This window comes from Vibrio chanodichtyis (genome assembly GCF_028863985.1).
Lineage (GTDB): Bacteria > Pseudomonadota > Gammaproteobacteria > Enterobacterales > Vibrionaceae > Vibrio > Vibrio chanodichtyis.
The window spans coordinates 95,108-110,111 of sequence record NZ_JARBFT010000003.1 but is presented as its reverse complement, the minus strand read 5'-3'; the positions used below and the strand labels follow the sequence as shown (position 1 = coordinate 110,111).

General features: G+C 49.0%; 9 protein-coding genes. 8 read left to right on the top strand and 1 reads right to left on the bottom strand.

From position 1 onward, the window contains the following. Positions 1-115 precede the first annotated feature (115 nt). From hrpA to PUN32_RS04145, 5 genes are all read left to right on the top strand, one after another. Entirely contained in the window at positions 116-4,042 is a 3,927-nt protein-coding gene (gene hrpA / locus PUN32_RS04165) for an ATP-dependent RNA helicase HrpA (protein ID WP_274721916.1), read from the top strand. Positions 4,043-4,162: 120 nt separating this feature from the next. Further along, on the top strand, positions 4,163-4,642 hold the full coding sequence (locus PUN32_RS04160) for an outer membrane beta-barrel protein (protein ID WP_274721915.1): 480 nt from the start codon (positions 4,163-4,165) through the stop codon (positions 4,640-4,642). 205 nt (positions 4,643-4,847) lie between these two features. Next, entirely contained in the window at positions 4,848-7,061 is a 2,214-nt protein-coding gene (locus PUN32_RS04155; protein WP_274721914.1) for an esterase-like activity of phytase family protein, read from the top strand. 238 nt (positions 7,062-7,299) lie between these two features. Next, the gene (gene yegD, locus PUN32_RS04150) at positions 7,300-8,652 is read left to right on the top strand and encodes a molecular chaperone (protein ID WP_274721913.1); all 1,353 of its coding nucleotides are present in this window, start codon (positions 7,300-7,302) and stop codon (positions 8,650-8,652) included. 145 nt (positions 8,653-8,797) lie between these two features. Beyond that, the gene (locus tag PUN32_RS04145) at positions 8,798-9,988 is read left to right on the top strand and encodes a DEAD/DEAH box helicase (protein ID WP_274721912.1); all 1,191 of its coding nucleotides are present in this window, start codon (positions 8,798-8,800) and stop codon (positions 9,986-9,988) included. Between the two features lie 62 nt (positions 9,989-10,050). On the opposite strand, the gene PUN32_RS04140 is transcribed toward PUN32_RS04145, so the two are convergent. Next, positions 10,051-10,653 (bottom strand): TetR/AcrR family transcriptional regulator, encoded by a 603-nt coding sequence (locus PUN32_RS04140; RefSeq protein WP_274721911.1) that lies wholly within the window; start codon positions 10,651-10,653, stop codon positions 10,051-10,053. 106 nt (positions 10,654-10,759) lie between these two features. Between PUN32_RS04140 and PUN32_RS04135 the strand changes: the two genes are divergently transcribed. From PUN32_RS04135 to vceB, 3 genes are read left to right on the top strand one after another with little or no spacing between them, the layout of a single operon-like run. Beyond that, positions 10,760-12,214 (top strand): AdeC/AdeK/OprM family multidrug efflux complex outer membrane factor, encoded by a 1,455-nt coding sequence (locus PUN32_RS04135; RefSeq protein ID WP_274721910.1) that lies wholly within the window; start codon positions 10,760-10,762, stop codon positions 12,212-12,214. Positions 12,215-12,228: 14 nt separating this feature from the next. Further along, positions 12,229-13,416 carry an HlyD family secretion protein gene (locus PUN32_RS04130; protein WP_274721909.1) on the top strand — a complete coding sequence of 396 codons (1,188 nt, stop codon included), beginning with the start codon at positions 12,229-12,231 and terminating at the stop codon, positions 13,414-13,416. Positions 13,417-13,425: 9 nt separating this feature from the next. After that, on the top strand, positions 13,426-14,961 hold the full coding sequence (vceB, locus tag PUN32_RS04125; protein ID WP_274721908.1) for a multidrug efflux MFS transporter permease subunit VceB: 1,536 nt from the start codon (positions 13,426-13,428) through the stop codon (positions 14,959-14,961). The last annotated feature ends 43 nt before the right edge of the window (positions 14,962-15,004 follow it).

Genomic DNA, 15,004 nt, shown 5'->3' with positions numbered 1-15,004 from the left:
TCGATTGCTGCTTGTATCGCCAACTAAGGACACAAATGGTGCGATGGTAGCCGTATTGCGAAAACTCTGTGATACAATTCGTGCAGTTTTTGCCAAGATAATCATAGGAAATGCTTTGACCTCGTCACAGCCCACCCATTCCGCCGCTCAGCCTAAAGCCAATAGTGCGGCTAGTTTAAAGCAGGCACTGGCTCAGTGTCTGATCAAAGACCGCTTTCGCCTCAGCAAACGAATTGATGGCGCGAGTAAAATCAAACATGAATCCGCTCGTCATGCGGTTTTTGATGAGATCGCACTGGATATTGCACAGTCGATGATGGTGGTTGCGCAGCGTAAACAGCAGATGCCGAAAATCGACTATCCCGCTTTGCTGCCTGTTAGCCAAAAACGCGAGGATATTGCTCAGGCGATTGCCCATCATCAAGTGGTGATTGTGGCGGGTGAGACAGGCTCAGGTAAAACCACTCAGCTACCGAAAATTTGTGCCGAGTTAGGGCGCGGCAAATATGGCCTGATTGGTCATACTCAGCCGCGTCGTTTGGCGGCACGTTCGGTTGCCAACCGGATCGCTGAAGAGATGGAAACTGAACTCGGCGGCTTTGTGGGCTATAAGGTGCGCTTTACCGATCAAATTTCCGATCAGACCCAAATTAAATTGATGACCGACGGTATTTTACTGGCCGAGATCCAAAATGATCGCTTTTTGAATCAATACGATACCATTATTATCGATGAGGCGCATGAGCGTAGCCTTAACATCGATTTTATCTTGGGTTATCTCAAGCAACTGTTGCCACGTCGCCCTGATCTTAAAGTGATTATTACTTCAGCAACGATTGATCCAGAACGTTTTTCCCAGCATTTTAGCCACGCACCGATCATTGAAGTCTCAGGCCGGACGTATCCAGTTGAAGTGCGTTATCGCCCACTGGCGAGTGAGGATGACAGTGAAACTGATCGCGACCAACTGGCCGGTATTTTTGACGCGGTGGATGAACTGTGTAGCGAAGGTTTGGGCGACATTCTGATTTTTATGAATGGTGAGCGTGAAATTCGTGATACTACCGATGCACTGACAAAACGTAACCTACGTGATACAGAAATTGTGCCACTCTACGCGCGTTTATCGGCCGGTGAGCAGAATAAAATTTTCCAGCCGCATGCTGGGCGACGGATTGTGCTGGCCACTAACGTTGCGGAAACCTCGCTAACCGTACCGGGTATCAAATATGTGATTGATCCGGGAACGGCGCGCATTAGCCGCTATAGCTATCGCACTAAAGTGCAACGTTTGCCGATTGAGCCGGTGTCACTGGCCAGTGCCAATCAACGTAAAGGCCGCTGCGGACGGACTGAAGAGGGGATCTGTATCCGTCTTTACTCGGAAGCGGATTTCTTAGCGCGTCCAGAGTTTACTGACCCAGAAATTTTGCGCACCAACTTAGCGTCGGTGATTTTACAAATGACCGCGCTCGGTCTGGGTGATATTGAAGCTTTCCCATTTGTGGAAGCGCCGGATAAACGCAATATTCAAGATGGGGTACGCCTGCTTGAAGAGCTGGGTGCCATCAACGATCAAATCAAAGATCCGAAAAAACGGCTTACTGAAAGTGGCAAGCAGTTGGCACGACTGCCGATTGATCCGCGTTTGGCGCGCATGGTGTTAGAAGCGTCTCGCAATGGCTGCTTAAAAGAGCTGATGATCATTGCCTCGGCATTGTCGATTCAAGATCCGCGCGAAAGACCGAGTGATAAACAGCAAGCGGCGGATGAAAAACATCGTCGTTTTAATCATGACGAGTCGGATTTTTTAACCTTAGTTAATCTTTGGCAGTATATTGCTGAGCAGCAAAAGGCCTTGACCAGTAACGCGTTTCGCCGTCAGTGTAAATTGGATTACCTCAACTATTTGCGGGTGCGTGAATGGCAAGATGTGTATAGCCAACTGCATCAATCCACTCGTGAAATGGGCTTTAAGCTCAATACTGAGCCGGGCAGCTACCATGCGGTGCACAGTGCTATTTTGGTCGGTTTACTCTCGCACATCGGGATGAAAGATCAGGAAAAGAACGAATACCACGGCGCGCGTAATGCGCGGTTTAATATTTTCCCAGCCTCTGGCTTATTCAAAAAACAGCCCAAGTGGGTGATGTCGGCAGAGCTGGTGGAAACCTCAAAATTGTGGGCGCGTGTGGTAGCGAAAATCGAACCGGACTGGATTGAGCCGCTCGCCAAACACCTGATCAAACGCAGCTATAGCGAGCCGCATTGGTCGAAGAAAAATGCCGCAGTGATGGCGTATGAAAAAGTGATGCTGTACGGCATTCCGATTGTGCCGAAGCGCTTGGTCAATTACGGCGCTATCGATCCGATACTGTGCCGCGAAATTTTCATGCGCAGTGCATTGGTCGAAGGCGATTGGGAGACCAAACACGCGTTCTTTAAACAAAACCGCGCTTTGCTGGCGGAAGTGGAAGAGCTTGAACACAAGTCACGTCGTCGGGACATTTTGGTTGATGATCAAGCGCTATTCCTATTTTATGACCAACGAGTGGGAAGCGAAGTGGTGTCAGGGCGTCATTTTGACGCGTGGTGGAAAACCGCCAGCCGTAAAACGCCTGATCTGCTCAACTTTGAAAAAGAGATGCTGTTTAAAGGCGATGCCAGTCATATCACCGAGCTGGATTATCCTAACTTTTGGCATCAAGGCAATTTGAAACTCAAGCTCAGTTACCAGTTTGAACCGGGTGAAAATAGTGACGGTGTGACGGTACACATCCCGCTGCCGATCTTAAACCAAGTCGAACCACAGGGCTTTGATTGGCAAATTCCTGGCCTGCGGCATGAGCTGGTGGTGAGTTTAATCAAATCACTACCCAAAACCCTGCGTAAGAATTTTGTGCCGGCGCCCAATTATGCTGACGCTTTTTTGGCGCGGGTGACGCCGTTGGAAATGCCGCTACTCGATGCATTGGAAAAAGAGCTGCGACGGATGACGGGCGTGACGGTGCAGCGTGAAGATTGGAAGTTAGACCAGTTACCTGCGCATCTCATCATGACCTATCGGGCAGTTGATCATCGCCAGCGTAAGCTGAATGAACACAATGATCTGCATGAACTGAAAGAGAGCTTAAAACAGCAAGTGCAAGAGACGCTTTCTCAAGTCGCTGATGATGATATCGAACAGCGCGATCTGCACACTTGGTCCTTTGGTGAACTGCCAAAAATGTACCAGCAAAAGCGTGGCGGGTTTGAAGTTAAAGCTTATCCTGCGCTGGTGGATAAGAAAGACAGTGTTGAGATTAAACTGTTTGAAACCGAGCAAGAGCAGCTTAGCGCGATGCGTGCTGGCCAGCGCCGTTTGATTTTGCTCAATGTGCCATCGCCGATTAAATATCTGCACGCTAACTTGCCTAATAAATCGAAATTGGGTTTGTATTTCAATCCGTATGGCAAAGTGCTGGATTTGATTGATGACTGTATTGCTTGTGGCATTGATAAGCTGATTGAAGAGCGTGGCGGCATGGTATGGCAGCCGCAAGCGTTTGAAGCGCTCAAAGAGCATGTACGCGCGGAATTGGGTGACACGGTGGTTGAAATTGCCCAGCAGGTCGAAACCATTTTAACCACCGCGTATAACATCAATAAGCGTTTGAAAGGCAAAGTTGATTTTACCATGGCCTTTGCGCTGTCTGATGTTAAAGCACAAATTGAAGCGCTGATTTTTAGCGGCTTTGCCACCGAATGTGGTTGGAAACGCCTGCCGGATATTCTGCGTTATATGCGTGCGATTGAGCGGCGAATGGAGAAATTGCCGATCGATCCCAATAAAGATCGCCTGCATATGTTGAAAATTGAGTCAGTGGCTAAACAATATCAGCAATTACTCAACAAGATCCCAAAAGGGATGGCTTTGCCAGAGCCGGTTAAAGAGATCCGTTGGATGCTCGAAGAGCTACGGGTCAGCTATTTTGCACAACAGCTGGGCACGCCGTATCCGGTTTCGGATAAACGAATTATTCATGCCATTGACGCTTGTTAGTCATCTTGGCATGTTTCAGTTAGGTATGAAATTTGCTTAACAGACGCGAATCGCTAAATTGGCACGCAAACTGGCAACCCCGTGTAGTGGGGGGGCTCAATTATTTTAAGAAGGTTAACGATGAAAAAGACATTACTGGCTCTGGCACTACTGGGTGCCTCTTCAACCGCGATCGCTGACTCATGGATCTACGGTGGTGCCTCGATTGGACGCTCAGATTTTGAAGGCAAAAGTGGTACCTCTTACTCGGTACATGCGGGTACTGGTATTCTGCCAATCATTGGCTTAGAAGGCGGCTATGTAAATCATGGTGATTTTGATATTGGTGCGGTGGAATATTCACCATCTTCGTTCTACTTTGCGGTGAAACCAAGCTTTGATTTTGGCCCTCTGCACGTGTACGCCAAAGGCGGCATTCATGCATGGGATATTGATGCTAATGGCGGTAAATCTGATGATGGGGTGGATGTGATGTATGGCGTTGGCGCGGAATACTTCATCATGGGCCCACTATCGGTTGGTGCAAGTTATATGAACTACACCATGGATAGCCGTGATGTGAGCACGATTTCTTTTAATGCCACCTTGCACTTTTTATAATCGGTTAAATCGATACTCAAATCACTTCTGTATGTTTGCCAGCCAGCCGATTTTCGGCTGGCTTTTTTGTATGCATAGGAGACCTAGAGTCAGTGATATGGCTGCCAGCATAGTTGCGTTTCATTAAATTGACATCGGTTAGACACCAATTTGTCATCTTGTCTTACTAGGGTAAGCGCCAGTTGATGAATAAAAAGGATTTCAAATGGCTCGTTCTCCATTTCGCTTAACGGTTTTGGCGACACTATTCGCCAGTGTCGCATTGCCAAGCGCCGCGAATAGTAACCCTATTAATAGTTTTAATCCTATCAATAGTTTTAATCGTGTCGCCAGTTTTGCGGTGGCTAATAATATGCCGCTCAATCAAGATGCCAAGCAAACCACATCGGCGGAAATTATTACCGCTACCCCTGATGGTAACACCTTAATCTATTCTGATAGCCCGCTGGGTGGGATCGGCTTTGTTGATATCAAAGATCCTGCTGCGCCACAAGCGGCCGGTTTTTTATCGCTCAATGGTGAGCCAACCTCGGTTAGTGCGTTTGGTCAATGGGTATTTGCTGGCGTCAATACTTCGTCAAGTTATACCCAACCTTCCGGCTATCTGGCGGTGATTGCTAGCGCGAGTCGTAAAATAGTTGCCCAGTGCGATCTAGGTGGCCAGCCTGATTCGGTTGCGGTATCGAAAGATGGCCGTTATATCGCAGTCGCGATAGAAAATGAGCGCGATGAAGATCTCAATGACGGAGCGATGCCACAAATGCCGGCCGGATTTGTGGTGATTTTGAGCACAGATCAGCAAGGCAAGCCAGATTGTAATACGTTACAGCGGGTTGAATTGACCGGTTTAGCTGAGATTGCCGGTGACGATCCTGAGCCAGAGTTTGTCGATTTTAATGATAACCACCAAATTGCGGTCACTTTGCAAGAGAATAATCATATCGTGATCATTGATGCACCAACCGGCAAAGTAGTGAATCATTTTTCTGCCGGAGCGGTTGATTTGAGCCAAGTGGATACTCAAAGAGATGGCGCGCTGCAGTTTGATAGCACCATTAAAGCGGCGCTGCGTGAGCCTGATGCGGTCAAGTGGCTGGATAACGAGCGTTTGGTGATCGCCAATGAAGGGGACTACCAAGGTGGCGCGCGCGGTTTTACCATCTTCAATAAAAATGGCACTGTGTTATTTGAAAGTGGCGCCGAGTTTGAGCATCACGCAATCCGCGTTGGTCACTATCCAGAAAAACGTTCTAATAAAAAAGGGATTGAACCAGAAGGATTGGAAGTCGCGACCTTCAATGGTCAGCAGTATATTTTTGTATTAGCGGAGCGGGCTTCACTGGTGGGAGTGTATAAAGATACCGGTGGTAAACCAGAATTTGTGCAGGTTTTGCCATCTGGGATCGCGCCTGAATCGGCGATTGCGATTCCTAAGCGCCAACTGCTTGCCACCGCCAATGAAGCGGATCTCGGTAAAGATGGTGGTGCGCGCTCGCATATCATGATCTATCAGCTGAGTGACAAGCCTGCTCACTATCCACAGATCGTTTCAGCCAATGATGCGCAAGGGGTGCCCATCGGTTGGGGCGCACTCTCTGGACTGGCGAGCGATGCTCAACAAGCGGGTAAGCTGTATGCGGTAAATGACAGTTTTTATGCTGCGCAGCCGTCAATATTTACTATTGATGCAACCAAGCAGCTAGCGGTGATTGAGCGTGCGATCACGGTAAAACGTGACGGTAAAGTCGCGAAACATCTTGATTTAGAAGGCATCACTAGCGATGGAAACGGCGGTTTCTGGCTAGCTTCAGAAGGCAATCTAGATAAAAAAGTGCCCCATGCTCTGTATCGTGTCGATGCTAATGGTGAAATCACCCAAACGGTGGCTTTTCCTGCCCAGTTACTTGCCGAGCAAACCCGCTTTGGCGCAGAAGGGATCACACTGGTTGGTGATACATTATGGGTTGCTATCCAGCGTCCATGGCAAAATGATGATAAAGCGCTGACGAAATTATTGGCTTATAACACCAAAACTGAGCAGTGGTCGGCGGTGCATTATCCGTTAGAGAAGACCGCGCAAGGTTGGGTCGGTTTATCGGAAATCACTTATTTTAATGATGCGTTATATCTGGTGGAGCGGGATAACCAAGTTGCTGAGCAAGCCAAAATTAAGCGCCTTTACAAAGTGGCACTGGCCGATGTAAAACCAGCGCCATTAGGTAGCAAGTTGCCGATTGTCACTAAACAATTAGCCTATGATTTCCTGCCGGATCTGAAAGCGGGCAACGGTTATGTGCTGGATAAGATTGAAGGCTTTGCGATTGATGCGTCAGGTCAAGGTTACGCTGTGACGGATAATGATGGCGTCGATGATAGCAGTGGCGAAACGATGTTTTTTAAAGTTAACCCTGTTTTTTAACGTTAACGCATCATTGCGTTAAGCACATCGTCAGTCGCGATATTGCTCTAACGAACGAAGGCCAGCAGTCGCTGGCTTTTTTTATGCTTAAATCACAGCTCTGACAAGGAGTTGTGGTGTTGGTGCAATGGTCGCCAATCCGCCAAACTTGGATACCCAACAACAACTTCTGCTAGAGATAAACTAAGGCTTGCGGTAGTATCGCCGGCCTTTTTCGTGCAAGAGTAGGAGTATGCAGATGTTTATCGGGTTTGATTACGGCACCGCCAACTGTTCAGTGGCCAGCATGCAGGGTGAGCATCCGCAGTTGATCGCCCTTGAGTATGACCGTTTTTATATTCCCTCAACGTTGGCAGCGCCAACTCGTGATTCGGTAACTGAGCATCTATTCCTACATCGGCACATTGCGCCTATGGATCCGCTTGGCGAGCAATTACTACGTCGTTCGGTAGCGGCTAACCGCGAGGAAGGCATTGATCTGCAGTTTGATGATGTGGTGTTCGGTCAGGCGGCGCTGGATCGCTACTTGTCGGATCCGCAGCAAGTCTATTACGTCAAATCGCCGAAATCGTTCTTGGGATCGATCGGATTGCACGCCATGCAACTGCGATTTTTTGAAGATCTGGTGTGTGCGATGATGGCTAACATTAAAACTCAGGCCGAAACGCGTTCAAACACGATCATTGATCAGGCGGTGATTGGCCGTCCGGTTAATTTCCAAGGCCGAGGCGGCGCAGATTCCAATCGCCAAGCGGAAAATATTTTGCGCCAAGCGGCCACTCGCGCCGGATTTCGTCAGCTTGAATTTCAGTTTGAGCCAGTGGCTGCTGGTTTGGAATACGAAGCCACCCTAACCGAAGATAAAACCGTGTTGGTGGTGGATATTGGTGGCGGTACCACCGATTGTTCGTTGCTACGCATGGGGCCATCTTGGCGCGGCAAAGCTGATCGCAGCCAAAGCTTGATTGCGCATACCGGGCAACGCGTCGGCGGTAATGATCTGGATATTCATTTGGCTTTTAAGCAGTTAATGACACCATTTGGTTTTGGTAGCCAAACCCAAAGTGGGCTAGATATGCCGATCACTCAATTTTGGAATCCGATCGCGATTAACGATGTGAGTGCGCAAAGCAAATTTTTTGCTCGTGAAAATCTGGCGGATTTAAAACGCCTACACAAAGAAGCGCGTGAGCCAGAAAAACTGGCCCGTCTGCTCGCGGTATACCAGGATAAACTCGGCTACAGTTTGGTCAAAAAAGCTGAAGAAGCCAAGATAGCGCTGTCGGATCTGGCGCAGGTGACCGCTCAGATCAAGGTGTTATCCGAACAGTTGGATGTCGCTATCGCGCGTGAGGCGATGATGGAGGCGATTGAGACGCCAAAGAGCAAAATGATTGAACTGGTGAGCGAAGCAGTGACCCTTGGTGGTGTGATGCCGGATGTGATCTTTATGACCGGCGGCAGCGCGCGTTCACCAATTTTACGTGCTGGGGTTGAGCAGGCGTTGCCTAACATTCCTGTGGTCAGTGGTAATTACTTTGGCTCGGTGACTGCTGGTCTAGCGCGCTGGGCACAAGTCTGCTTTCGTTAACGGTTTGCGTGAAATAGCGCTGTTATGCCGCCAGTACCTGTGAATAAAATCCGCCCGCTAGTCAGCGCTTGGTGTTAGAATTGGCGCAACTTTTTAGGCTGAGCTTTTTAACTCAGCCCTTTTATTATCGATTTAGAGTCTATTTATGTCTTTTGCTCAACTTGGATTAAGTGACGTTCTGGTACAAACCGTAGCGCAACTTGGTTATCAAACCCCAACCCAAATCCAAACCCAAGCGATCCCAGTGATCCTACAAGGTCGCGATGTGATTGCTGCCGCGCAAACCGGTACTGGTAAAACCGCCAGTTTCGTATTGCCTATCTTGGAAAAACTGCGCCAAGGGCAAACGCAGCGTAAAAAACGCGTTCGCGCGCTGATTTTAGTGCCAACTCGTGAGCTGGCAATGCAGGTGGCGGAGAAAGCCGAGCAATATGGTCAAGCTACCGGTTTAACCAGCTTAGCCGTGTTTGGTGGGGTGGATGAAAAGGCGCAAAAGCAGCGTTTGCTTGATGGGGTCGATGTGCTGGTCGCGACACCGGGCCGTTTGATGGATCTGTATGGTCAGCGCGCGGTCTATTTCGAAGAGATCGAGATGGTAGTGCTGGATGAAGCTGACCGCATGCTGGATATGGGCTTTATTGAGGCGATCAATAAAATCATTGATTGCTTGCCGCGTGATGTGCAGTTTTTGCTGTTTTCCGCGACCCTGTCACGTAAAGTGCGTGAGTTGGCGAAAACCGCGGTACATGATGCCTATGAAATTACCATCGCAGCCAATCAAGCTTCGAAAAGTAATATTAGCCAATGGTTGATCACGGTCGATAAAGACAAAAAATCAGCCTTGCTCAGTCACTTAATTACTGAGCAGCAATGGGATCAAGCGCTGATTTTTATCGAAACCAAACATGGTGCGGCCAAGCTGGCGGCTCAACTGGAAAAGCGCGGTATTCAAGCGGAAGCGTTTCATAGCGGGCGTAGCCAAGCGATCCGTGCTCAGTTATTGGAAGATTTTAAATCTGGCAAAATTAAGTACTTGGTTGCAACGGGAGTGGCCGCGCGCGGGATTGATATCGACCAGCTTTCTCGTGTGGTGAACTACGATTTACCATTTCCTGCCGATGAATATGTACACCGAATTGGTCGTACCGGACGGGCCGATGCAGTCGGTGAAGCGATTTCTTTTGTTTCAAAAGACAACTTCAAAAACCTGTGCATGATTGAAAGCCGTTTAGGCCATTTGATTGAGCGCCGCGTGGTAGAAGGGTTTGAGCCGAGTAAACCGGTGCCGATTTCGATTTTAAACTACGTGCCGAAACATAAGCGCGCGCAAGTTTAGTTCGCTAACTGAACAAACACTAAGCCGGGAGATGCCCGGCTTTTTTATGCGCCGAATTGGTGTTAACTGGCGGCGTATAAACACAAAAAAGCGTCAACCGCACATAGTGTGGCGCTTTTCAGCTCACTGGACGTGGGTTTGGCTAGCGCTTTTAATGCGTAAGGTTCGAAATATTGCGCAGAAAGCAGCGCCTTAAAATGCATCGCGGCAATCCAAGGATCACACACTTTTAAAGCACCAGATTCGATTTGGCTCTCAATATAACGGCTTAAGCGAGTCCAACCCCGTTTGGGGCCATTTTCATAATAATGGCGGCCAATTTCTGATCGCTCAGCTTCGTGGATCGCCATCCGATAAATGGCCATCGCTTCTGGGGTTAAGACTGAGTTCAAAAAATTGTAACCAAATTCTAAAAGCGCAGTTTTAATCTCGCGATCTTGATCCAGTGAGAGGAAGGAAAGGGCGATTTGCTCGGTGGCGGAGGACTCCATCACCGCGGCAAAGATCTCCTCTTTCGAGCTGAAATAGTTGTACAAGGTCGCTTTAGAACCGCCCAGCATCTTGGCAATATGCGACATAGAAGTTTGCTCAAAGCCTTGTTGTGTAAAGGAATCTTTTGCAATTTCTAAAATTGCCTGCCTTTTTTCTTCACTTTTTACGCGCATGATGATGTCTATGTTCAATTAGCAATTGGGCATAAGTTTCCCTTGACGATGTCCTGCTGTCAAGAGTATAACCGTACTGTATGGTTTAGTTATAAGGTGTTCAAATGTGAAAAATAGCGTTCAAGCGGCCAGTTTACTGCGTAAAACTGCGCCTTATTTTGCCGTTTCTTTACTGAGTAGCTTGATGTTAGTCGGCTGCTCGGTGGCGGATGATTATCCTGATCTGGCGACAATCCGCGATACCAATCAACTGGGCGTCACCGGCACCTTTTCTCATCAAGCTGCTATGGACTGGCCATCAGCGAATTGGTGGCTGCGTTATCAAGATCAACAATTAAATCAATTGATTGAAGAAGCTTTACTTCATTCACCATCATTGGATATCGCGATGGCGAGATTAACGCGCGCGCAAGGTTTGGCTCAGCAAGCTGGCGCGGTGCGCTCATTTGATTTAGGGCTAGCGGCATCGGCGACTCAAAGTAAAGTCAGTGAGCGTTATCAAACCGCTAATCCACCGGATGGATGGAATGATTACGGTACCTTGACGCTTAATTTTCAATATGACTTTGACTTTTGGGGGAAGAATCGTGCTGCGCTGACGGCGGCGACTTCCGAATTAGCGGCAGCAACTGCAGAAAATGCGGCTGCTCGTTTAATGATCAGCACCTCGATTGCTAATGCGTATGCGGAATTGGCGCGGCTGTATGCCAATCAACATACCGTGCATGCGGCACTGGAAGTGCGTAACAAAACCGTTGAGCTGCTGGAGATGCGTTACCGGAATGGTTTGGAGACGCAAGGCTCCGTCAGTCAAGCTAAAGCGATTGCGGCCAGTGTCGAAGCTGAATGGTTGGCTATCAATGAAGCGATCCAACTGCAGAAAAATCAGTTAGCGGCTTTGGTTGGGCTGGGGCCAGATCGTGCACTCACGATTAGTGAGCCACACATTGCGCTAAATGCTGATTACGGTTTGCCTCAAGATGCTGGCATTGGCCTGTTAGGGCATCGGGCTGATATTACCGCTGCACGTTGGCGTGCCGCGGCGGCGGCCCAGCACGTGGGTATTGCGGCTGCACAATTCTATCCTGATGTGACGTTGTCGGCGTTTATCGGTTATCAAGCCTTTGGCCTTGATAACTTGTTTAACAGCGGTAATGACGCGGGGGCGATCGGGCCTGCGATTTATCTACCACTGTTCACGGGTGGGCGTTTAGAAGGGCAGTTAACCGCGGCGCAAGCTCGTTATCAAGAAGCGGTAGCGCAATACAATGCCACGCTAATTGACGCATTGCACCAAGTGGCGGATGTACTTACCAGTCGCCAAGCCTTACAGGGACGGATCAGCAAAACCGAGCAAGCCGTACATCAGGCAGAGCTTGCGCTACGTATTGCGACCAATCGTTACCAAGGTGGATTAGCGACTTATCTTGATGTGTTGGTGGCTGAAGAGTCACTGCTCAATAATCAAACCGCACTGGTTAATTTACAGTCACGGGCTTTTAGTCTTGATCTGGCGCTGATCCATGCGCTGGGCGGCGGTTTTACTACAACAGAATCTTAATGGGTTTCTTTGCTATGAATTCAAATAATACTAATGCCGAATTTGATGGTGAACGCGCGGCACAATCACGCAAAACCGGTTTTCTCGCTTTAGCGGCTGCGATTGTGGTTGCCGGTGGCAGTTATGCCGCTTATTGGCATTTTATCGGCTCGCGTTATATTTCAACTGATAACGCTTATGCTGCTGCTGAAATTGCGGAAGTAACGCCGGCAGTGAGCGGGATCGTTGCCCAAGTCAATGTGGTGGATACGGAATACGTGCAGCAGGGCGATGTGCTGGTGCAATTGGATGATAGCGATGCGCGACTGGCCTTACGTCAAGCGGAGGCGGATTTAGCCTTGGCGCAGCGTCGGGTGCGTAGCTATCTGGCTAACGATGAAGGTTTAAGCGCGATGGTTGAGGCTCAGCAAGCCAATCAGCAGCGAGTTAAGGCTCAGTTAAACGCGGCCCAAGCCGATTTTGCACGGGCAAAGATTGATCTGTCACGCCGTGAAGATTTGGTGCGCTCTGGCTCGGTTTCCGGGGAAGAGTTGACCAATGCCAAAACCAGTTATGCCCAAGCCGAGGCCAATCTTAATGCAGCCCAAGCTGCGATGGCGCAAGCACAGGCCACCAAGCTTTCCGCGATCGGTTCACAAAAAGCTAATGCCGCTTTAACCGATAACAGCACGCTAGAGAGTAACCCTGAAGTATTGTTGGCCAAGGCAAGATTTGAGCAAGCGAGCATCGATCTTGAGCGCACGGTGATTCGTGCCCCGATCAGTGGGGTGATTGCCAAACGCCAAGTGCAAGTGGGACGCCGTATCCAAGTTGGCACACCATTGATGGCAATCGTACCGACCAATCAGATTTATGTGGATGCTAACTTCAAAGAGGTGGAGCTACGTCAGGTAAAAGTGGGGCAGCCGGTCACCTTAACCGCCGATCTGTACGGCGACAACGTAACTTATCATGGCGTGGTCGCCGGTTTTTCTGGTGGAACCGGGTCAGCATTTTCGATGATCCCCGCCCAAAATGCGACGGGTAACTGGATTAAAGTGGTACAGCGATTACCAATCCGTATCGAGTTGGATCCCAAAGATTTGCAAGCTTATCCACTGCAAGTTGGGCTTTCGATGGTGGTGACGGTGGATACGGCTGCCAATACTGATCCACAGACTCTGGTTCAGTATCGTGCGGCGAAAGCATCCGAGCAAGGCTAAGGTGAAGTCATGAGTCATAGCTCTGATCATCACATCCAACCTCTATCAGGCTGGGCACTGTTTTTAGGTGCCCTGTGTTTGGCGATGGCCAACTTTCTGGCCATTTTAGATACCACTATCGCAAACGTATCGGTTTCGAACATTGCTGGCAGTTTAGGCGTCTCGACCAGCCAAGGTACTTATGTGATCACCTCTTACGCGGTCGCCGAAGCCATTTCGGTGCCACTGACCGGTTGGCTAGCCTCACGCTTTGGTTCAATTCGTGTGTTTGTCACCTGTTTTATACTGTTTGGGGTCTTTTCGCTGCTGTGTGGATTAGCCAATAGTATGGGGATGTTGGTGACGTTTCGGGTGTTACTTGGGTTTGCTGGCGGACCTTTAATGCCTCTTTCACAAACCTTGATGATGCGCATCTTCCCCAAAAACAAAAGTCATACCGCGATTGGCATTTGGTCAATGACCACCTTGATTGCGCCGATCATGGGGCCGATCTTGGGTGGTGTGTTGTGTGATCAATTCAGTTGGCCATACATCTTTTTCATCAAAATGCCGTTGGCAATTGCTGCTGCATTGCTGGCTTGGAAGCTGTTGAAAAAATTTGAAACCAAAGCACTGCCGTCGAAAATTGATAAAGTGGGCTTGGCTCTGCTAGTGGTGTGGGTGGCGGCACTACAGTTGATGCTGGATGAAGGTAAAGATCATGATTGGTTTGAATCGTCGCGCATTATTACCCTTGCGGTGGTGGCGGCGATTGGTTTTGTGGCCTTTTTGATTTGGGAACTAACCGAACGCAATCCGGTGGTTGATCTGCGAGTGTTCCGCTATCGTGGCTACAGCATCAGTATGGTGACATTGTCACTGGCATTTGGGGCTTTTTTTAGTATTTCGGTGGTTACACCGTTATGGCTGCAAATTTATATGGGCTACACCGCCACGGTTTCGGGTTATGCCACGGCCACCATGGGGATTTTAGCGGTATTTTTAGCGCCGGTTATCGCTAATTTGTCGTCGAAATTTGATCCGCGACCGTTTGTGTTTGTTGGGGTGATGTGGCTCGGCGGCTGGACCTTGATGCGCGGTTTTAATACGGTGGAGATGACTTTCGCACAAATCAGTTGGCCGATGTTTGTGCAAGGGATTGGCATGCCGCTGTTTTTCGTACCGCTGACCGCGATTGCCCTCGGCAGTGTCAAACCTCATGAAATGGAATCGGCGGCTGGGTTAATGAACTTTATCCGAACCTTGTCTGGCGCATTTGCCACCTCGATGATCAATACCTCGTGGGAGCATGAAACGCGTTATGTCTATGCTGAATTAGCGGGATTAACCGATAAGGTAGGGATTGCGACGCAAGCTATGCTTAATAGTGGCATGAGTATTGATCAGGTTCGTTCATCGATGGATTGGACACTGCAAAATCAAAGTGTGATGGTGGCAACCAATCAATTGTTTATGGTGATTGCGCTGATTTTTGCCTGTGCCGCAGGCTTGATTTGGCTAGCGCCAAGACCCAAACAAGCGGTCGATACCTCCGCTGTACATTAGCGTCATTAGTCGTGACATTACGTGAAATCCGCCTGCTAGACAG

Bases quoted from the DNA above. Each gene is read 5' to 3' on its own strand.
- yegD (WP_274721913.1), top strand. From the start codon at position 7,300: ATGTTTATCGGGTTTGATTACGGCACCGCCAACTGTTCAGTGGCCAGC.
- PUN32_RS04155 (WP_274721914.1), top strand. From the start codon at position 4,848: ATGGCTCGTTCTCCATTTCGCTTAACGGTTTTGGCGACACTATTCGCC.
- PUN32_RS04145 (WP_274721912.1), top strand. From the start codon at position 8,798: ATGTCTTTTGCTCAACTTGGATTAAGTGACGTTCTGGTACAAACCGTA.
- PUN32_RS04130 (WP_274721909.1), top strand. From the start codon at position 12,229: ATGAATTCAAATAATACTAATGCCGAATTTGATGGTGAACGCGCGGCA.
- PUN32_RS04160 (WP_274721915.1), top strand. From the start codon at position 4,163: ATGAAAAAGACATTACTGGCTCTGGCACTACTGGGTGCCTCTTCAACC.
- vceB (WP_274721908.1), top strand. From the start codon at position 13,426: ATGAGTCATAGCTCTGATCATCACATCCAACCTCTATCAGGCTGGGCA.
- PUN32_RS04140 (WP_274721911.1), bottom strand. From the start codon at position 10,653: ATGCGCGTAAAAAGTGAAGAAAAAAGGCAGGCAATTTTAGAAATTGCA.